Raw genomic sequence first — 21084 nt, 5'->3', positions numbered from 1 at the left:
CGACCCCACGCAAGGACAGGCACGTTTCTTCGACGGTCTGTCAATAACGTCGCATCATGTGGCGGTCACAATTGCTGACCGTCACCTGATCGTTGAACTTGATGATGATCGCCGACGATCATACCAAATCGACAATCTGGTCCTTTGTGAAAAGCCGACCGGAATGCAACCCGTGCGCCTTCGCCCGCACACGGATGATGGTGTGCGGATCGTGATTGATAAAGGTCCGTTCACTGACACGCTGATCAGGCAGTTCCCGAAATTAACGGTTGCCGAGGGGTCATCAAAATTTCGGGCTCTTCTGATTGGAGGCATTTCTGCACTGGTTGCCTGTATCGGACTATTGGTGTGGTTTGGGGTGCCAATTACGGCAGAACTGCTTTCGAACGTTTATCCGCGCGACAGTGAAATCCGCCTTGGCGAGATCGCCCGCGATCAAATCATCTCAGCCTTCGCACTTGAAAACGAAGAGAACGACGAAGAAGTTGTTTGCGTGCCAAACGCCGATGCAATACGCGGTCTTGATCAGATCATGCATCAGCTGATCAAGTCCGGCGATCTTGACTATACCTACGAGATAACAGTGATACGCAGCGAAATGGCCAATGCAATCGCATTGCCCGGTGGCCAGATTGTCCTTTTTTCCGACCTGCTGCAGATGGCGACATCACCCGAAGGATTGGCAGGCGTCCTTGCCCACGAGATCGGCCATACCGAGATGCATCACGGGCTTAGGAAAATGTTCTACGGGATCGGGCTCGGTCAGCTGATCTGGCTGTTTGGTGGCGGGCTGGACGCGCCGATTGATTTGCTGTTTCAGCACAGTTATTCGCGCCAAATGGAACATGACGCCGATCTATATGCGCTTGATCTTTTGGGGAAGGCCAAGGTCACCAGCCACGATCTGGCAGCGCTTCTGGAAAAGATGTCCCATCAACGCACCAGAAATGGCTTGCAAAACACCATTCCGGAGTTTTTAAGCAGCCACCCCGATACCGACGGGCGATCTGCCCTGTTCAAAGAAGCCCGGTTGACGGGCAAGGTCGACATTCCCTATGCCGACTGGCTTGCCATCGAGAATATCTGCCGTTTCTAGCCAATTCGATCACACCGGCAATTCGGTTGTGCGTTTGACTTCGCGAAGGGTAATGACCGTCTGGACACGTTCGACACCGGGAAGCTGGGTCAGGACTTCACTGTGGATGCGTTCATAATCAGCGGTGTCGCTATAAACGACATGCACCAGATAGTCGCTTTGCCCGGCCAGAAGATAGCATTCGACGACCTCGGGCACCTTCTGGACTTCCTTTTCAAAGGTTTCCAGGGCTTCGCGGGTCTGGCGGGTGATGGCAATATTGACGAACGCATTGCCCGGTTTGCCAATTCGGGCCGGATTGAGAAGCATGGTGTAATGGTCGATGAAACCGGCTTCTTCAAGCAGGCGCACGCGCCGCAGGCAGGCCGATGCGGACAGGTTTACCTTTTCGGCCAGATCCGCATTGCTGATACGTCCGTCTTTTTGCAACAGACGCAGGATCATGCGATCACGTTCATCCATCTGCATTTGAATAATCCTCCGAGATTTCGGTCATTCTTTTAAATTATCTAGCAATGATACCACCAACACCCCCTAGAAATGAAGATTAATTGCCCTATTTTTAGGGTATCATTCACAAACAATAACAAAATGGGCGCAAAACGCCCGGGCGTCCCCGGTCGATCCCGTGAGACACCCCGATTGCCACCTATTTCGTCGGGAGAAAACGAAATGCTGATTGGTGTTCCAAAGGAAATCAAAAACCACGAATACCGTGTCGGACTGACGCCAAGTTCAGTTCGCGAACTGACCGCCCATGGCCATGCGGTCAAGATCGAAACCATGGCCGGCGCCGGTATCGGTTGCAGCGACGAGGATTATGTCGCCGCCGGTGCGGAAATTGTCGGTACCGCCGCCGAGATTTTTGCCACCGCCGAAATGGTCATCAAGGTCAAGGAACCGCAAAAAGTCGAATATGAACAGCTGCGCGAAGGACAGTTGCTGTTCACCTATTTGCATCTGGCGCCGGATCCGGATCAGACCGCAGGCCTGATCAAATCGGGTGTCACGGCGATTGCCTATGAAACCGTGACCGATCGAAATGGCGGGTTGCCACTTTTGGCACCGATGTCGGAAGTCGCAGGACGCATGGCCCCGCAGGTGGGCGCGGCTGCCCTGCAAAAGGCCAATGGCGGACGAGGCATGCTGCTCGGCGGTGTGCCCGGCGTTGCCCCGGCCAAGGTTGTGGTGATTGGCGGCGGTGTTGTTGGCACCAATGCCGCGCGCATTGCCGCAGGCATGGGGGCAGATGTCACCATTCTTGATAAAAACGTCAAACGCCTGACCTATATCGATGATGTATTTGGTCCGCGCATCAAAACCCAATATGCCACCATCGACGACACTGAGGCGCTTGTCTTTGATGCCGATATGGTGGTCGGTGCGGTGCTTATTCCCGGTGCGGCAGCCCCGAAGCTGATCCGCCGCGAACAGCTTGCCAGAATGAAGCCGGGTTCGGTGATTGTTGATGTCGCCATCGATCAGGGCGGATGTTTTGAAACATCCAAAGCCACCACCCATGCCGATCCAACCTATATCGTTGATGACGTGGTGCATTACTGCGTTGCCAATATGCCCGGAGCAGTTGCGCGCACATCAACCTTTGCGCTGAACAACGCCACCCTGCCCTTTGCCCTGGCACTGGCCAACAAGGGATGGAAACAGGCCTGCAAGGATGATCCGCATCTGGCCGCGGGCCTTAATGTTCATAACGGCAAGATCACCTATCAGGCGGTCGCCGATGCGCTGGGATATGACAACTTGCCACTTGAAAAGGCATTGTCTTAAACCCGCACAATCACATGAAAAAAGGGCCCCGAATTGGGGCCCTTTTGTTTTGGTTCATGCCGGTCGAAAATCAGAATTCGACCTGGGTAACGTCGCGCACAGCCCCCTGATCCGCACTGGTTGCCATGGCGGCATAGGCGCGAAGGGCGGTTGTGACTTTGCGTTTGCGCGGCTTGGCCGGGCGCCATGCTTCTGGCCCCTTGGCTTCCATTGCCTGACGGCGGGCGGCAAGGGTTGCGTCATCAACCGCAATCTTGATCGTGCGGTTCGGGATGTCGATTTCGATCATATCCCCCGGTTCGACCAGCGCGATATCGCCACCAGCCGCAGCTTCGGGGGAGACGTGACCAATCGAAAGACCGGAGGTCCCGCCCGAGAAACGACCATCGGTGATCAGCGCACAGGCCTTGCCCAGCCCCATCGATTTCAGGTAGCTGGTCGGATAGAGCATTTCCTGCATGCCCGGACCGCCTTTGGGGCCTTCGTAGCGGATGACGACAACATCGCCTTCCTTGACCTCGCCACCGAGAACCTTGGCGACGGCTTCGTCCTGACTTTCGCAAATCACGGCCGGGCCGGTAAATTTCAGGATGCTTTCATCCACACCACCGGTCTTGACGATGCAGCCATTGACCGCAAGGTTGCCAAACAGAACCGCAAGACCGCCATCCTGACTATAGGCATGGGCAACGTCACGAACGCAGCCTTCCTTTTCATCAAGATCAAGGTCATCCCAGTAGCGTTCCTGACTGAACGCGGTCTGGGTCGGGATGCCACCGGGCATGGCGCGATAGAATTTGTGGACCGCCTCGTTGGTGGTGCGTTTGATGTCCCACTTTGCAAGGGCATCGGCCATGGTTTTGGTATGGACGGTTGAAACATCGGTATGCAGCAACCCGGCACGATCAAGTTCACCCAGAATGCGCATGATGCCACCCGCACGATGGACGTCTTCCATGTGGAATTTCGGATGGTTCGGTGCGACCTTGGACAGATAGGGGATCTTGCGCGACAGGCGATCCATATCGGCCATGGTGAAATTGACTTCGGCTTCCTTGGCAATCGCCAGCAGATGAAGAACCGTGTTGGTCGACCCGCCCATTGCGATATCAAGCGCCATGGCGTTTTCAAACGCCTCGAACGTGGCGATACCGCGCGGGGTCGCAGTGACATCTTCTTCTTCGTAATAACGGCGTGCCAGCTTGACCGAGGTACGGGCCGCTTCGAGGAAAAGCTCCTTACGGGCGGCATGGGTTGCCAGAACCGAACCGTTACCCGGCAATGCAAGGCCAAGGGCCTCGGCCAGGCAGTTCATCGAGTTTGCGGTGAACATGCCCGAGCACGACCCGCAGGTCGGGCAGGCAGAACGTTCAACGGTTTTGACCTGTTCATCGGAAATTTTCGGGTCGGCGGCCTGAACCATCGCATCAACCAGATCAAGGTGATGTTCTTCGCCATTCAGGACGACCTTGCCGGCCTCCATCGGGCCACCGGAAACAAAGACCGCCGGAATATTCAGGCGCATTGCAGCCATCAGCATCCCGGGCGTGATCTTGTCACAGTTGGAAATGCACACCATCGCATCGGCGCAATGGGCATTGACCATATATTCAACGGAATCGGCAATGATTTCGCGCGACGGCAAGCTGTAAAGCATGCCGTCATGGCCCATCGCGATGCCATCATCTACCGCAATGGTGTTGAATTCCTTGGCGACACCGCCGGCAGCCTCGATCTCGCGGGCGACCATCTGGCCAAGATCCTTGAGATGGACGTGACCGGGCACGAACTGGGTGAAGCTGTTGACGACCGCGATGATCGGCTTGTCGAAGTCTTCATCTTTCATACCAGTGGCGCGCCAAAGGCCGCGCGCACCGGCCATGTTGCGGCCATGGGTTGTTGTACGGGACCGATATTCCGGCATGGAAGGAACCTCTCTTTTTCGCGGGGTACGTTTCTTTAATATACTCGCGTTCTAGCACAGTATTCGCGCTTTTTGACAGTTTTTTGCCTGAAAATTTCACCAGACCCGAACATTTGGTACGATTGATACATCGGACAATGCGAAGACCCGCCGAAACGTCCGATCGGGAATGCCCCGCCCCGGCGCGAAGCGCCTTGACCGTCCATCGGGGGGCCAATTTTGTGACCCAGTTCACAATTTACATTACATCATTATGAAGTACCTATCCCAAATACCAAGAATACTATCCCCTTGGATAGGCGATCTTTACCTGAACAATCCATATCTTAGTGGATGATTATCGCCGCCAGGCGATTCTCCCACTCCCATTCTCACCCCGGACCTGTAGCGGTTCGGGGTTCTTTTTTTGCCTTTTGGGCAAACGACTGATGGCGTGTCAGAACTGTCTACTTTAAAGGTGTCCCGTAACCCTTTAATGTCGGGGGTCAGTCATCCATTCGGAATGAGAAGATCAGGCGGAGAAGCGCACCCAGATGTCGGACCAACTCAAGACATTGTTGCGACGCGGACTTAGCGCGCATGAGGGGAACCGGCCAGACGAGGCCGAGAAGATCTATCGCCAGGTTCTTGATATCGCGCCCAACAATGCAGAAGCAGAGCATCTTCTGGCGACCCTTCTGACCGGGCAGGGCCGCCATGGCGAAGCGATTGACCTGTTTGAAAGCTGTTTGTCGAGCTTTGGCGCCAATCCGGCCGCCCGGTGCAATTATGCCATCGCGCTTGAAAGTTCAGGACAGATCGAAAAGGCCATCGACCAGTTCAAGCAGGCCATCAGCTATCACGGGGATTTCCCCACCGCCCTTTATCATCTGGCGCGTCTTGAGATACCGCGCGGCCATCTTGGCCAGGCGGTCGACCTTCTGGGGCGGTTGCTGGGACTTAAACCCGACCATTATGAAGGGTTGCTTCTGTTCGGGGATGCATTGCATGCACTCGGCCAGGAAGAAGCCGCCCTGACGTCCCTTGAACATGCCGCCCAGGCCGCCGGAATTTCACCGGACCTGATTTGCCGGGTTGGCGGGGCCTATTTGCGGCTGGGCTATCCGAAACCGGCACAGGAACTTTATCAGCGCGCGCTGAGCATCAATGCCAAATTTGTTCCCGGTTTGCGCGGACTTGGACAGGCACTTGCCCATCAGGGCCAATATGCCAAGGCAATCGCCCTTTTGAAAACGGCGCGCCAGCTTGCCACCCGGACATCGGATATCGATCTGGTTCTGGCCGATATTACCCTGAAATGCGGTGATCTGACTGAGACCATCGCCCTTCTTGAAGGGATCCTGGCAAAGGACCCGGACCATGCGACCGCGGATGCGCTTTTGGTCAGAACAAAGGCCAAGCTTGGATCAACAGACGGCACAGACCACGCCAAGGCGGCCAAAAACTGGGCAAAGCATCATATGCCGATTGCGGCCAAGCCCAGCTTTGCCAATATCAGACAAGCCGACAAGCGGTTGCGTATCGGGTGGCTGTCGCCGTTCTTTTGTGATCACGCGACCCACGGGCTTTTGCGGCCCCTGGCACGTCATCTGAACCGCCACGAGATCGAACTGTTCCTGTATTGCGCAACGCCGCGCCCCGATGATGTCACCCGGTCCTGGCAGGTCTTGGCAGATGGCTGGCGCGAGGTGTTCGGACAAGACCCGATGCAAATCGCCGACCGCATCCGCAAGGACAAGGTCGATATCCTGATTGATGTTTGCGGCATTCACCCGACCCAACCGATCGAGGTTTTCGCGCTTTATGCTGCCCCGGTTCAAGCCAGCCTGTCGCCGATCACAACAGGTATCGCCCAGATCGATTATCTGATCGGACACAAGGAAATGTTCAGTGGCAAGCTTGCCGCCAACAAGCTGTTTTCCGAACATCCCCAGAAGCTTGAACTTGGGCCGTATCTTCCTGATGAATATGATGACGCGCTTCCTGTCAGTCCGCTTCCTGCCGCGGTGGGCGATGATATTATCCGGTTTGGCTGCATCGACCGGGTTGCCAATATCAGTGATGAAACACTCAATTGCTTTGCGCGTATCCTGAACAAGGTCAAAAACAGTCGCATTGTCATCCAGGACGATGTTCTTGAAGACAGTTATGCCGCCAAGACGTTTCTTGACCGTACCCGTCAGGCCGGGATCAAGCGCGACCGTCTTGATCTTGCCGGGGTTGTCGCCAAAGAAGACCGCCCTGCCCTGTTTGCCCAGATTGATATCGGACTGGCGCCGTTCCCGGCGATTTCGATCGAGAATTATTTTGACATGTTGTGGTTCGGGGTGCCGTTTGTATCGCTTGCAAGCGAATTGCCGGGATCCCGTATGGGACTGGCATTGCTGGGTGATATCGGGCTTGAAGCATTATGTGCCCAAACCGAGAAGGGCTATGTCGATAAATGCATCATGCTGAGTTCCGACCTTAAGGCGCTGGCCAGCATCCGGGAAAACATGCGTGAACGCATCCGCAACAGCAAAGCATTCCACGGCCCGGCAGTCGCCCGCGAGTTCGAGGAAGCCTGTCGCGAGATGTGGCAAAACTGGTGTCTGGCCAAATAGCAGATCCGGATCGGCAATCGCACAATGCGAACGCGGCCTAACGGACGATCATCGAGCGCAGAATTTCATCAACAGCAGCCGCCAGATCATCGGCGATGAAGTCGGCTTCTGATGATTCCGGTTGTCTGGTTTCCTTGGCCCCGTGCCCGGTTCGCACCATGATGGCACGTGCCCCCGCGGCATGACCGGCGCGGATATCATTGATGCGATCGCCCACCAGAACGCTGTCAGGCAGTGAAATCGCGAATTCATCGGCCGCGGCCAGCAACATGCCCGGTTCGGGTTTGCGACATGTGGTTTCGCGACGGTAATCGCCTTCGCCCTTTTCGTGATAGGGAGAATAGAAAATCCCCTGAAGGGATGCATGTTGTTGGGCAAGCATTGCAACCATCGCCTTGTGAATTTCAAGAAGCTGGTCTTCGGTAATATAGCCGCGCGCAACACCGGACTGGTTGGTCACAACGATCACCGGAATGCCGGCATCGTTCAGTTTGCGAATGGCGTCAGCGACACCATCAATCAGGCGCAAATCTTCGATGCGTGACAGGTAATGAACTTCTTCATTGATCACGCCGTCCCGATCCAGAAAAACCGCCGGCAACAGATTGCGGCGATCGCGAAACCGCGGGGCCGGATCAATCAGGTGACGTTTGACAGGATCATCGGAAGGGTTTTGCATCAGGAACCTTTTACGCAATCAATCTGGGGCAACAATACCGCAAGTAACAATACTGCAAGCTTGGGGCCTGAGCCCATTTTAAACAGTCAATCAGGTTCAGCCCCCAGCCAATATGGCAAGATCGCCGGGAAAAGCCACCCCGCATTCCGCAGCGCGAAAAACAAAGTGGTATTACCATTATTCACTTGCAGGAAGGCCGTCTGCCGTGACAGGTTCTGGTTAAAAGAACCTGATCAGGAATACGTATCCAATGTTTGCCGATATCCTAGCCATTCTGGCGCCCGTCTTTATCACCGCTGGACTTGGCTATTTCTGGGCCCGTGCAGGCAAGCATTTTGACACCAATCTTGTGACATCCATCGTCACCTATTTTGCGACACCGTGTTTGACATTTGCCGCCCTTGCAACGGTCGAACTGGGTGGGGATACACTGATCCTGATGGGGACGGCAGCACTTGCGGCCAATATTCTTTTCGCCCTGATCGGATGGCCGATCCTGAAGGTTTTCAAGCTGTCGCCGCGCACATATTTGCAGTCGCTGACCTGGCCGAATGTCGGCAATGTCGGCTTGCCGCTTTGCATGCTGGCCTATGGCAAGGAGGGACTGGCGCTTTCGGTGGCGTTTTTTGCCACCTATGTGGTGCTTCAGCTGACCATCGGGGTCGCCTTTGTTTCCGGCAGTTTTTCACTGAAATCGCTGGCAAAGATGCCGATCATTCCGGCAACCCTGATCGCCACCATCTTTCTTGCCACCGATACCGACGTTCCGGCCTGGCTTTACAATACCACCAACCTGATCGGGCAGCTGACCATCCCATTGATGCTGTTTACCCTTGGCGTATCGCTTGCCAAGTTGCGCCCGGTCAGCCTTGCACGCAGTACAGCGCTTAGCCTGTTGCGCCTTGGCATGGGTTTCGGGGTTGGCGTTGGTCTTTCGGAAGTCATGGGTTTGACCGGGATCGAGCGCGGCGTTGTGATTTTGCAATGCTCGATGCCGGTTGCTGTTTTCTGTTATCTGTTTGCGCAGCTTTACAACCGCGAACCCGAAGAAGTCGCGGGCGTGGTCATCAGTTCAAGCTTCCTTGCCGCCATCGCCCTGCCGGCCCTTCTTTGGTACGTGCTGTAAGGCGCGCGCCCTAGGGCAGGTTCCGTTTCAATCCAAACGGAACTTGCACTAGCGGATGATCAGGCGATAGTCCCCCGAAACAGTGCCGTCCCCGGCACTTTTATCGGGGTAAAATCCGACAGCGCATTCAAAGCTTCCTTTCTGAAGATCAGGGTCGCCTTTTTCGGCGGCCAGTTCCATCACGTGATCCCGGCAGGCCGCAACATCGGCAAAGACGGCCTCGGTAATCTGGATTTTGCGCGGTTCGGACCGATCAGGGGTATAGACCGCGGTGACATTTTCCCAAGGTGCGGCATCATCAGACCAGAACAGGTCGGCGATATGGCGTTCGGGATTGCCAAAACTTGCGACAGCAAGACCGGCAATCGCCAGTGCAAGAACCGCACGACGTAGCATTCGTTTATTCATCTTCTTCCTTCAGGCCCCTTTGCCGCGAAGCAATGTGAAATCGATTGCCGGAAACGGGGCATCATATTCAAGATGGTAGTCATCCATCGGTGGTGGCGACTGTGTGGTGGTTGCAAGCAGGATGTGAACCTGCCCGCGTTGATGGGTTTGATAGACAAACAGATGTGACAGGATATCGGCAACAGTTTCATGTGTGACCACATTGTTGCGACGTTCAAGTTCAACATCACGCATGGCATCCTTTTCCCCGAGCTGATCACAAAATGCCATCAGTTTATGGTCGGCATCGCGCTGGGCCGCCGCCAGACCGGCGATGTCGGAAAAGGGTGTCATACGGCCCGAATACAGGGTCCCCTGCCCGTGCCCGCCATCCAGCAAGGCATCAAGATAATAACTGTCAACCGTCAGGGTCTGGTTCAGGGCTTCGAGGATCGAAGGGGTGAAACGTGTCCGTTTGGCATTGAGTTCACGCGGTGTGAGCTTTTGACACACACCAAACAAACGATGATTGGACCAGGCATTGTTTCGCGCCTGATGAAAAAACGAAGTTCCCGGCATACCGCAAGTGTCCCAATTTATGGCACCCGGCGACGTTTGACAGAAATGTCTATCCGGTCACAGGGTGCGCATGGTTTAGCGGACCGTTTCCTTTGCCGTAATTTGGTGCGGTTCGGATGGCTTCGCGGACATAAGCCCGTGCGCGAGCAACAGAATCACTCAATCCCATGCCCTGTGCCAGCCCGGTTGCAATCGAACTTGCAAGCGAGCAGCCCGTACCATGATTATTTTCAGACGGAATGCGAGAACCTTCGAAGCCTTCGACATCACCGTCCCGGCGCCACAAGATATCGACGATTTTATCCCCTTCGGCGTGACCACCTTTGATCAGGACAGCCTGCGCGCCCAGATCGCCAATTTTGTGCGCCGCAGCAATCATATCACCTTCGTCGGCGATTTTCATGCCTGACAGTACTTCTGCTTCGGGAATATTTGGTGTCAGAACCGTTGCAAGCGGGATCATTTGTTCGATCAATGCCGAAACCGCGTCATCTTCGAGCAGTTTTGAACCGCTTTGTGAAACCATCACCGGATCGACAACTACAGGAATCCCGTCTGCTTTTGCTTTGATGAATTCCGCCACTGCATTGATCACCGGCACAGAGTGCAGCATCCCGGTCTTGATTGCATCGGCACCGATATCATCAATCGTTACTGTTGCCTGATGGACGATCATTTCCGGTGCGATGCCCAGAACGTCGAAGACTCCGGTCGTATTTTGCACCGTGAGCGCGGTAATGGCAGTGGCGGCATAGCCGCCAAGTGCTGTGACCGACTTGATATCAGCCTGAATACCAGCCCCGCCCGAGCAATCGGACCCGGCAATAATCAAGACGCGACCTTTCATGATCGACTTCCTTTATCCGTGCAAAACGATGTTCTGTTTAACGCCAAACCGGCAACCGGTCACGGCTTAGCCGGCAACGGCGGTGATCTGGGCCACAATCCCGTCGACGATTTTTTCGACCTTGGCGGCGTCGTCGCCTTCGGCCATGACACGGATCAGCGGTTCGGTCCCCGATTTGCGGATCAGAACACGGCCATCGCCATTGAAGGCCTTTTCGGCCGAGGAAATGGCTTCGATTACACTGCTGTCAGACAGCGGATCGGAACCGGCCGAATAGCGCACATTTTTAAGGATCTGCGGCAGCGGTTCGAACACGCGGCTCATTTCCGAAACGCGGCCTTCGCGACTGGCAAGAACGGCAAGCACCTGAAGGGCGGCAAGCAGGCCATCACCGGTCGATGCGAAATCAGACAGCACGATATGGCCGGACTGTTCGCCGCCGACATTGCAATCAAGCGCGCGCATCTGTTCAACCACATAGCGATCGCCGACTTTGGTGCGGATCAAACGCACATCATTGCGTTCCAGATAGCGTTCAAGACCAAGGTTGGACATCACGGTCGCCACCAGCGCATTGCCGCGCAACTGTCCGGTGCGTTTCCAATGGGTGGTAACAAGGCCCATCAACTGGTCCCCGTCAATCAGCTGGCCTTTTTCGTCGCACATCTGAACACGGTCGGCATCACCATCAAGCGCAATTCCGACATCGGCCTTTTCGGCCAGAACGCGGTCGCACATGGTTTTGGTATAGGTCGAACCGCATTTGTCATTGATGTTCAGGCCATTCGGGCTGGTGCCGATTTCAATCACATCAGCGCCGAGTTCACGCAGAACCTTGGGGGCGACGGAATAGCCCGCACCATGGGCGCAATCAAGGACGATACGCAGGCCTTCGAGCGTCACCGAACCGGGCAAGGAAGATTTGACCGCCTCGATATAGCGGCCCGGCGCATCATCAATACGCTTGGCACGACCAAGAGCATTGGCCGGTACCAGTTTGCTTGAAAGGTCGCTTTCCATCAGTTGTTCGAGTTCGAGTTCGACCTCGTCGGACAGCTTGAAACCATCCGGCCCGAACAGCTTGATACCGTTATCCTGGAACGGGTTGTGCGAAGCAGAGATCATGACGCCGATATCGGCACGCATGGATTTGGTCAGCATGGCGACCGCAGGCGTCGGCATCGGCCCGACCAGCATCACATCCATCCCCATCGACGTAAAACCGGCCACAAGTGCAGGTTCAAGCATATAGCCCGACAGGCGGGTATCCTTGCCAATGACGACCTTGTGGCGATGGTTGCCGCGCGTGAAATAATGGCCTGCTGCCATCCCGACCTTAAGTGCCACTTCGGCAGTCATCGGGGCCGTATTGGCCGTTCCACGAATTCCATCGGTACCAAAATATTTGCGGCTCATGCTTCTTTTCTCTGTTTCTTCAACGGGCGGTCATGCCCGTCCTATGATTTCTGATTGCCGGTTATATCAAAGTGACGTTTCAATGCTACTGTTCAATGTGTTCGGCAAGCGCGCATTTTAGCCCAACTCACCCACCAATCCGTTAACGCGCCCGGTACTTTGTCGGCCGATAAAAGCAATGACCTGATGGCAAAAACCGGCTATCACAAAGCGACATGTTTTAAAGGCTTGAAACCGGGGGAATTTTGGGGGTTTTCCGCACAAATCTGGCATTGCTTGCGATGATCGTGGCAATCGGTTGCGGTGTGCTTGTTTCCCGGACAGCGCCATCCCATGCCCATGAACTGCGCCAGCATTTTGTTCTTGATGGCAATGGCCCGAAAAACACCGTCAATCTGAACCGGTTTCTTGAACGGATGGTTACCGACCGGTCGATCATCATTCCATCCGATGTCGTCAATCTTCCCGATTCCGAATTCGAAAAGGTGTTTGGCACACCAGGGCCCGGCTATACCGACAGGACAATCTGGTATCGGGCATCATTCCTTGTCGAGGCCGATGACAGCGACAGCAAGGCGTTATCCTATCTTGAAGTTGGCGCGACTTATCTCAATGACATCCAGATGTATGTATTGTCGGAAGAAAGCGGTCGCACCATCTGGGAGGGACGCGTTGGCGATCGCATCCCCAATGGGCCTGATGCGATTGCCGGGTTAAAGCATATTGCGCAATGGCCCATATTGGGCCCGGGCCATTACTGGCTGGTGATGGCGGTCAGAACCAACAGTTCGCATGTTTTCGAAGTGACGCTGTCGCCGGAATCCGTTGTCATCGCCGATGCCGGTTCTGAAAGTTATCTCAAGGGCAGTTATCTTGGCATTTTGCTGGTGGCGTTCGGGGTTTATCTGACCTTTGGGGTTCTGACCCGTGATCGCGCGATCAACTGGTATGCGGGCTATATTCTTTCGCTGTTTTTGATCAATCTTGGTACGTCGGGTTACGCGCAGCTGATTTTCAAAGATCTTTGGCCGCTTGCCAGTGATTTCGTTACCGGTACGGGGACGGCACTTGCGCTTGGAACCAGTCTTGCGATGTGGGCATCGATTGTCGAGCTGGACCGTCATAACCGGTTTCTGTACCGGGTGATGATGTGTTTTGCCGGTTTGGCAATGTGCGGTTTCCTGACATCGACATCCGATCTTTATATCTATTTTGCCAAACTGTTTTTCGTTCCCGACATCTTTTTGCTGATTGTGTTGCTGGTCTATTTTGTGATGATCGGTTATCGCGAGAAGCGACTGGCACGGTTGAGTTTCCTTCTGGTGGCGCTTGGTGTGCCGACCCTTGCGGTGATTGTGCATCTGTTGATGCTGATGGGGCTTGTGCCGATCAATGCCTTTACCGGCAATATCTATTCGGCAAGTTCGACGGTGCATCTTGTCATGGTGGCCCTTGCCATGGGGTATCGCACCTATGCGCTTGCCAACCGGCGTATGGATGCATTTCAGAACAGCCAGCGCGCCAATCAGCTTGCCGGGGAACAGCGCACCTTTATCACCATGCTGTCGCATGAATTCCGCACCCCGCTTGCCATCATTCAGCGGTCGGCGGAAATTCTTGGCCTGCATCTTCGTGACGAACAGGAAGCGGTCCATACCCGACTGGCCACCATCCGCAGCAATGCCGGACAGTTATCGGGACTGGTCGATGCGTTCCTGACAAAGGAAACACTTGATAGCGCGACCTTTACGACATCGCGCCAACCGGTCGCCATTGACCTTTTCCTGAGCGAACTGATCGCGCGGCGCACCCGGGAAGTCCCCGAACAGAACGTCAATCTGATCAATTCGGAATTCGCAATTGTCGAGGTTGATCGCATTCTTCTGGAACGGGCGATCGTCAATCTGATTGAAAATGCCCGCAAATATGCACCGGGATCACCGGTATGGATTGCGTGTAACCGGGCGGCAAACGGGTTTGTCTATATCCGGGTCCTCGATGAAGGACCGGGCATTCCCCCGGAAGATCTCAGCAATGTGCTTAATGCGTTTTATCGTGGCCGGGAATCTTCAGTCACCCAGGGGGTTGGTCTGGGACTTCATATCACCAACCAGATTGTCGAAGCCCATGAGGGCACATTATCGGTCAGTGTCGGTGAACGCGGCGGCACGACCATTTTGTTAAAGATCCCCTATAACCACGAAGCAACGATTGCGCGCACCAACGAAATATATCTTGGCGTTCCCGGCAAGTTTCGCCCCAAATCCCGCGGGGAGGACCGGTAACATGCGCAAAACAATGATGCCAGGTCACCTGTCGGACCGTTTGCACAAGATCGCGATGATGGTTGGTGCGGTGATATTTGCAATTGTTTGCGCCCTGCCCTTCGGGATCGGAGGCGGATTTATCGGCGGTTCCGGATCCGCATTTGCGCAAACCGGGTCCGCATCCCCAAATGGTGCGGTGGTCCTTTCGGGGCGTCTTGAAACAGCAATCGACCTGACACCGTTTATCCGGTCCTATGTCGACAAATCGCGCCATCGTTCATTGCGCGAGATCCTTGCCCTGCCTGATCAGAGTTTCGCGCGATCCGAACATATCCCGTCATTTGGCTATACGCAGGATATCATCTGGTACCGGATGGCGCTTTCCATCGATGCGCCGGTTAGCAATCAGGCGCTTTTTGAATTTGCGCCAACCTATCTGGATTTCATTGATGTGTTTTTGTTCGCCAAGGGCGACGATCAGCCTGTCTGGACGGTAAATCTTGGTGACAATATTCCGGCAAGTGCCCGCCCGTACAAGGGCGGCACCCATATTGCGGCCTTGCCGCCGCTGATATCGGGCCAGTATGAGATGTATATCCGGGTGCAAAGCAACAGCACCAATATGATGCAATTGAAGCTTTGGCCCAGCAACGCCCTGATCACGTCCCTGACCTATCGTAATTTGACGACCAATGTGTTTTTCGGGCTGGTGGTGACACTTGGCATTGCCTATTTCACGTTCGGTCTGATTGCGCGCGATTATGTGGTGTCGCTTTATGGCTGCTGGATTGTCACGGTCGGGGCCGTGGTTGCGATTGTCAACGGGCTGGTCCTAAGCGAAATCAGCCCGGAAATTCCGTGGCTGAATGATTTTCTGTTGAGTGAGACCAACATATTGTCGCATGCGGCAATCGCGTTTTTATGGCTTTACATCACCGACATTCGCAAACGCCATCCACTGATTTTCAAGCTGTCATGTTGTTATGCCCTGTTTGTCCTGGCCTTTACCCTGACTGGTGGCGGGCGCTATTACACGTGGTTCGGGACCTATGTCGTTCCCAGTCATGCGCTGTTCATGGCGATGATGTGCCTGTTTCTGGTCAAACGGTTGATCGAGGATATCCGTTCCTGGCTCAACTGGGGATATCTGGCTGTTCTGGCCATTCCGACCGCAGCGGGGATCACGCTTCAGCTTGTTCATAGCGGCTGGATTGATGCAACACCGCTGCGTATCGGGCTGCATCAATATACCCTTGTGCTGCATCTTGTCGGCATGGGCATTTTGATGGCGGTGCGGCTGTTTCATATGAACAGCGAACGCCTGTCGGTTTCGCGGCAGGCATCGGAAACCACGACGCTTGTCGAAGAACAGCGCAAACTGATTTCCATGCTGTCCCATGAATTCCGCACCCCGCTTGCCGTCATTCAGCGGTCAGCCGAAATGCTGATGCTGCGCCTTAAGGGCGGGACGCGTGACGTGATGGATCGCCTTGAACGGATCCAGTTACAGGCCCGCAAGCTTGCCCGTCTGGTTGATATTTTCCTGAGCAAGGATGGCATTGATAATCAGGAATTGTCGCTGGCGCGTGAACTGGTCGCGATTAACCGGTTCATGGAAGATTTCGTTGCCAACACCACCCGCGAAGGGGCGGAAATCTTTGTGACCTGCCACGATACGGACGGGTTCGAGGCCTTTATTGATGAAACCCTGATCGGGCTTGCGATTACCAATCTGATCGAAACATCGCGCCGGTTCGCCCATGGCCGGCCATTGCACATCCAGGTGGTGCGTCATAGCAGCGCGATGGTTGAAATCGCCATTCCGTGCAGCGGACCGGAATTAAATGATGACGAAATCAGATTGATCGGCGATGCGCTGTTTCGTCAGAACATGGAAGCCAAATCCATGCGTAGTGCCCTTGGCCTGCATATTTCCCAACGCATCGTCGATGCCCATGGCGGGTCGATCAAATTGCGTGATCAGGGACGTTTGGGGATCGAGCTTTGTCTGTTGCTGCCTTGTGAAGAAGCCGGCGCGGGCGAACCGTAAGACGGGTTGCGTCCCCCCGGACTATCACTGCTGGCAACAACGCCCAAAAGTTCGGGCACAGCAAAATGCCGGCATCGGGCGCAAGCTGTCCAGCGCAAGGTATCGGACACCAGAACGGGGCGATATGCCCAAAAAGTCAGGACGCGTCAGCCGCCCCCTGAACAATTGCAGTCGAGGTAAAGGCATAACCGCGACCATAGGCCGTTCTGACCGGCAGTTCTTCGCCGATTTCCTTGAGGATTTTCTGACGGACACGACGGATGGCGGTATCAAGGTTACGGCAATTTTCCGCCGTATCGGCCTTGCCAAGTTCAATGACGATTTCCGGGCGGGTCAGCCAGGCACCGTTTGCTTCGATCAGCAATTTGATGATCGTGCGTTCGGTCGCGGTCAGGGTTGCTTCATCCCCGTTGGGATTGCGCAAAGTCCAGTTCAGCATGTCAAGAACCCAACCGCCTTCAAGACCGGCCTGTTCGGGGCCGGAGTCGACATCGCTGCGGGTTGTCCGGCGCATCAACGGTTTAAGGGCGGCCTCGATCACGGAAAGCGGGCTGTCTTTGGTCAGGTAAACATCCGCGCCGGATTTGTAACCGGTCAGATGATTATCCATGCCCGAAAGCGATGTCAGCATCATGATCCCGCAATCAATCGTCTTGCGGACATGTTTTGCCAGTTCATAGCCATCCGCATCAGGCAGCATGATATCAAGAATAACCGCGTCGGGTTGCTTGGTTTCCAATGCACGATAGAAGGCTGCGCCGGTTTCACATCCCACGACGTCAAACCCGCACATTTCCAGATACTCGCACAGATCCTTGTTCAGGTCTGTGTTGTCTTCAACGACAAATACACACTGTGTCATAGCATCCCGGCCGGATGTGACGCTGCTGAAATCAGGCTGCGTCAGGCCGCCAATTCCGTTCATACAAAGACCTTCGCGTTTGCTTTTTTGTGCCAACCAAGAGTTGTGGCTTTGTGCCACTTGTATTCATTCAATATCTGGTATGTGACGATGTGCCCTATTCTGCAAGCCCCAACCGTCAAAGGTCAGAAAATGCCAGAATCCAAATAGAAAAAGGCAAGACCACATCAGGTTGGGTAAGAAGTCCCCAACCTTTTGAATGATCTTGCCTTTTAATCGAAACGTTAAAAATCACAAGCTATACAGCCAGTGAGTGTAAAGGTCTTATCGGCTATACCATAGAGGTAGAACTGGACACTGAAAGTGCCTGCACCGTTTCCTGAACATCATGGACGCGGATCATCTGAACCCCGTGACGCCAGCCATTCACCGCCGATGCAATAGATCCGCCAAGGCGCTGCTTGGGATCTGCATCAGGGTCGATCTTGCCGATGAAGGATTTGCGCGACGTCCCCAACAGGATCGGGCAGCCCAATCCATGGAAGATCGCCAGACGCGACAGCAGTTCAAGATTGTGCGACAACGTTTTGCCAAAACCGATGCCCGGATCGACACAGATACGGTCACGTGCGATCCCTGCCCGTTCGCAGCTTTCGATACGATCCAGCAGATAGTCATAGACATCAAGAACCGCGCAATCATATTGCGGATCGGCCTGCATGGTGCCCGGTTCGCCCTGCATATGCATCAGCATGACGGGTTTGCCCGATGCGGCGGCGACTTCCATTGATCGTTCGTCGCCTTCCAGCCCGGTAACGTCATTGATGATCGCGGCCCCGGCTTCAAGTGCGGCCTCCATCACCGAGGCATGACGGGTATCGATCGAAATCACGTGACCGTCGGCTGCGAGTTCCCGAATGACCGGAACCACACGGTTAATTTCCTCGTCTTCGGACACATCGGCTGCACCGGGGCGGGTTGATTCGCCGCCGATATCAAGGATCGATGCCCCGGCCTTTGCCATGGCGCGACCGCGTGCAACCGCATCGGACGTGGTGTTGTAATCCCCACCGTCCGAAAAACTGTCAGGCGTCACATTGATGATGCCCATGACATGGCAGGTCGCCATATCAAGCCCGGCATATTCCGGCCGTTTGGCCATCAGGCGATCCAGAACATTGTTGATTTCTTCGACACGTCCGCTGTTCTGAACCCAACCTTCAAGGGCAAGCAGCGGCAGGATCATGCTTTCGGCCCCGCCACCATCGCGGCGGCGGATGATCTCAAGCGCAGAAAAGCCGCGGCGCGATCCGGCCAGCGGAAGCGTGTTGGGATCATCGGCGTGGTCAATGAAACCCGTAGGTGCGTAGTAAAGCGGTCCATCAAAATCAGCAAAGCCCCGCACATCGGCGGGGCTTCGCAGGACCGATCTTTTGATCTCGTCCATCAGTCTCTTTCGTTAGCTTCCCGGTTGCGGTTCCGGGGACAGATCCCCGCCACCTTCGCCAGGGTTGTCTTTGCGGGCACCACCGGTGCTCGGCACGGTGGAACGACGTCCACCACCCGCATCCTTGCCGCCGCCGGTCGAATGGCCCGGACGGTTGATTTCCTCGCCGCGCAGCAGCGCATTGATTTCATCACCCGACAGGGTTTCATATTCCAGAAGACCTTTGGCCAGAACATGCAGGTCATCAAGATGTTCGGTCAGAACACGCTTGGCGAATTCATAGGCCTCGTCGGAATAACGACGGACTTCGTCATCGATCAGCTGTGCCGTTTTCTCGGAAACGTTTTTGTGCTGTGCGACGCTGTGACCAAGGAACACTTCTTCCTGGTTATCAACGTATTTGACGTTACCCAGTTTGTCCGAGAAGCCCCATTCGGTCACCATCTTGCGGGCATACTGGGTCACCATATTGATGTCCGAAGATGCGCCCGTGGTGACCTTGTCCTTGCCAAAGATGATTTCTTCGGCAACACGGCCCCCCATGGCAACAGCCAGATCCGAGATCAGCTGTTCATAGGATTTGGAAACCTGATCACGTTCCGGCAGGCGCATGACCATCCCCAGTGCGCGACCGCGCGGGATGATGGTTGCCTTGTGGATCGGATCGGATGCCGGGGTATGAAGGGCGACCAGTGCGTGGCCACCTTCGTGATAGGCGGTCAGCTTTTTCTCGTCATCGGTCATGATCATCGAACGGCGTTCCGCCCCCATCATGACTTTGTCCTTGGCGTTTTCGAAATCGGCCATGGTGACGACGCGCTTGCCAAGACGGGCAGCAAGAAGGGCCGCTTCGTTGACAAGGTTTGCCAGATCAGCACCCGAGAAGCCCGGCGTCCCACGTGCAACCGTGCGCAGATCAACATCCGGCCCCAGCGGAACCTTGCGGGCGTGAACACCAAGAATATGTTCACGGCCTTCAAGATCGGGGTTCGGGACAACGATCTGACGGTCAAAACGACCCGGACGCAGCAATGCCGGGTCCAGAACGTCCGGACGGTTGGTTGCCGCAACCAGGATCACGCCTTCGTTGGCTTCGAAACCATCCATCTCGACCAGAAGCTGGTTAAGGGTCTGTTCGCGTTCATCGTTACCGCCGCCAAGGCCGGCGCCACGATGGCGACCAACCGCGTCGATTTCATCGATGAAGATGATGCAAGGTGCGTTTTTCTTGCCCTGTTCGAACATGTCACGGACACGCGATGCACCGACACCAACAAACATTTCCACAAAGTCCGAACCCGAAATGGTGAAGAACGGAACGTTTGCTTCGCCGGCAATTGCACGTGCCAGAAGCGTTTTACCGGTACCCGGAGGACCAACCAGCAGCATGCCTTTGGGGATTTTACCGCCAAGGCGCTGGAATTTCTGGGGATCACGCAGGAAGTCGACGACTTCTTCAAGTTCGCCCTTGGCTTCTTCGATGCCCGCAACGTCTTCAAAGGTCACGCGACCGGACTTTTCGGTCAGCATCTTGGCCTTTGACTTGCCAAAGCCCATGGCCTTGCCGCCGCCGCCCTGCATCTGACGCATGAAGAAGATCCAGACACCGATGATCAGCAGCATCGGGAACCAGCTGATCAGTGCGCTCATCAGTGGCGAAAGGCTTTCTTCCGGCTGTGCGATGATGCGAACACCCTTGTCGTTCAGTTTTTCGACAAGGTTCGGATAATCGGGGGTGTAAACATTAACAGAGCGACCGTCGCGCGTTTCTGCTGTCAGATTATTGCCCTGGATGGTGACTTCCGAAATCTGGCCGGTATCAACTTCGGCAAGGAAGTCCGAAAATGCCAGCGACGACTGGCCGGACCGTCCGGAGGGCGACTGAAACAGGTTAAACAAGGCCACCAAAAGGATGGCAATGATAACCCACAGTGCGAGATTTTTTCCCATATTCATTCCAAGCTACTGGTCGCAATTATGTGTGCCGTGACGCAAAACTTCCTGCGCAAGGCT

The 21084-nt window shown here is 55.0% G+C and carries 16 protein-coding genes; 6 read left to right on the top strand and 10 right to left on the bottom strand.

The window, feature by feature from the left end:
• The first annotated feature begins 172 nt into the window (after nt 1–172).
• Nucleotides 173–1096: a M48 family metallopeptidase gene (locus M9H61_RS01885; protein WP_250283054.1), complete on the top strand. Its 924-nt coding sequence runs from the start codon at nt 173–175 to the stop codon at nt 1094–1096.
• Between the two features lie 9 nt (nt 1097–1105).
• Here the strand turns inward: M9H61_RS01885 and M9H61_RS01880 are convergent, their stop codons facing one another.
• Nucleotides 1106–1564: an Lrp/AsnC family transcriptional regulator gene (locus tag M9H61_RS01880; protein ID WP_068518095.1), complete on the bottom strand. Its 459-nt coding sequence runs from the start codon at nt 1562–1564 to the stop codon at nt 1106–1108.
• A gap of 204 nt (nt 1565–1768) precedes the next feature.
• Between M9H61_RS01880 and ald the strand changes: the two genes are divergently transcribed.
• The gene (ald, locus tag M9H61_RS01875) at nt 1769–2884 is read left to right on the top strand and encodes an alanine dehydrogenase (RefSeq protein ID WP_250283052.1); all 1116 of its coding nucleotides are present in this window, start codon (nt 1769–1771) and stop codon (nt 2882–2884) included.
• A 70-nt stretch (nt 2885–2954) separates the two neighbouring features.
• Here ald and ilvD read toward each other — a convergent pair whose 3' ends face one another.
• Nucleotides 2955–4808 carry a dihydroxy-acid dehydratase gene (gene ilvD / locus M9H61_RS01870; protein ID WP_068518097.1) on the bottom strand — a complete coding sequence of 618 codons (1854 nt, stop codon included), beginning with the start codon at nt 4806–4808 and terminating at the stop codon, nt 2955–2957.
• Nucleotides 4809–5341: 533 nt separating this feature from the next.
• Here ilvD and M9H61_RS01865 point away from each other — a divergent pair.
• Nucleotides 5342–7411: a tetratricopeptide repeat protein gene (locus M9H61_RS01865; RefSeq protein ID WP_250283049.1), complete on the top strand. Its 2070-nt coding sequence runs from the start codon at nt 5342–5344 to the stop codon at nt 7409–7411.
• A 37-nt stretch (nt 7412–7448) separates the two neighbouring features.
• On the opposite strand, the gene M9H61_RS01860 is transcribed toward M9H61_RS01865, so the two are convergent.
• Nucleotides 7449–8090 carry a D-glycero-beta-D-manno-heptose 1,7-bisphosphate 7-phosphatase gene (locus M9H61_RS01860; RefSeq protein ID WP_250283047.1) on the bottom strand — a complete coding sequence of 214 codons (642 nt, stop codon included), beginning with the start codon at nt 8088–8090 and terminating at the stop codon, nt 7449–7451.
• A 250-nt stretch (nt 8091–8340) separates the two neighbouring features.
• Between M9H61_RS01860 and M9H61_RS01855 the strand changes: the two genes are divergently transcribed.
• Complete coding sequence (locus M9H61_RS01855) at nt 8341–9216, top strand: AEC family transporter (RefSeq protein ID WP_068518100.1); 876 nt, start codon at nt 8341–8343, stop codon at nt 9214–9216.
• A gap of 48 nt (nt 9217–9264) precedes the next feature.
• Here the strand turns inward: M9H61_RS01855 and M9H61_RS01850 are convergent, their stop codons facing one another.
• The 4 genes from M9H61_RS01850 to glmM all read right to left on the bottom strand — a co-directional run bounded on the left by M9H61_RS01850 (nt 9265) and on the right by glmM (nt 12445).
• Nucleotides 9265–9612: a hypothetical protein gene (locus tag M9H61_RS01850; protein WP_114112596.1), complete on the bottom strand. Its 348-nt coding sequence runs from the start codon at nt 9610–9612 to the stop codon at nt 9265–9267.
• A gap of 21 nt (nt 9613–9633) precedes the next feature.
• Complete coding sequence (locus M9H61_RS01845) at nt 9634–10116, bottom strand: DinB family protein (RefSeq protein ID WP_250283045.1); 483 nt, start codon at nt 10114–10116, stop codon at nt 9634–9636.
• Between the two features lie 115 nt (nt 10117–10231).
• Complete coding sequence (gene thiD, locus M9H61_RS01840; protein ID WP_206927353.1) at nt 10232–11029, bottom strand: bifunctional hydroxymethylpyrimidine kinase/phosphomethylpyrimidine kinase; 798 nt, start codon at nt 11027–11029, stop codon at nt 10232–10234.
• Nucleotides 11030–11095: 66 nt separating this feature from the next.
• A complete protein-coding gene (glmM, locus tag M9H61_RS01835; protein ID WP_068518104.1) occupies nt 11096–12445 on the bottom strand; it encodes a phosphoglucosamine mutase in 1350 nt (449 codons plus the stop codon).
• Nucleotides 12446–12690: 245 nt separating this feature from the next.
• Between glmM and M9H61_RS01830 the strand changes: the two genes are divergently transcribed.
• Complete coding sequence (locus M9H61_RS01830) at nt 12691–14730, top strand: sensor histidine kinase (RefSeq protein ID WP_250283043.1); 2040 nt, start codon at nt 12691–12693, stop codon at nt 14728–14730.
• Nucleotide 14731: 1 nt separating this feature from the next.
• A complete protein-coding gene (locus tag M9H61_RS01825; RefSeq protein ID WP_250283041.1) occupies nt 14732–16762 on the top strand; it encodes a sensor histidine kinase in 2031 nt (676 codons plus the stop codon).
• A 136-nt stretch (nt 16763–16898) separates the two neighbouring features.
• Here the strand turns inward: M9H61_RS01825 and M9H61_RS01820 are convergent, their stop codons facing one another.
• The 3 genes from M9H61_RS01820 to ftsH all read right to left on the bottom strand — a co-directional run bounded on the left by M9H61_RS01820 (nt 16899) and on the right by ftsH (nt 21027).
• Nucleotides 16899–17624, bottom strand: coding sequence for a response regulator transcription factor (locus tag M9H61_RS01820; protein WP_228195907.1), 726 nt, complete (start codon nt 17622–17624; stop codon nt 16899–16901).
• A 331-nt stretch (nt 17625–17955) separates the two neighbouring features.
• Complete coding sequence (gene folP / locus M9H61_RS01815; RefSeq protein ID WP_250283039.1) at nt 17956–19071, bottom strand: dihydropteroate synthase; 1116 nt, start codon at nt 19069–19071, stop codon at nt 17956–17958.
• Between the two features lie 12 nt (nt 19072–19083).
• Nucleotides 19084–21027: an ATP-dependent zinc metalloprotease FtsH gene (gene ftsH / locus M9H61_RS01810; protein ID WP_068518109.1), complete on the bottom strand. Its 1944-nt coding sequence runs from the start codon at nt 21025–21027 to the stop codon at nt 19084–19086.
• Nucleotides 21028–21084: the final 57 nt, after the last annotated feature.

Origin of the sequence: Thalassospira sp. GO-4 (assembly GCF_023588965.1) — a bacterium.
Classification (GTDB): Bacteria; Pseudomonadota; Alphaproteobacteria; order Rhodospirillales; family Thalassospiraceae; genus Thalassospira; species Thalassospira povalilytica.
Note: the sequence above shows the minus strand (reverse complement) of the source record. Positions and strands in the feature narration are given on the sequence as shown.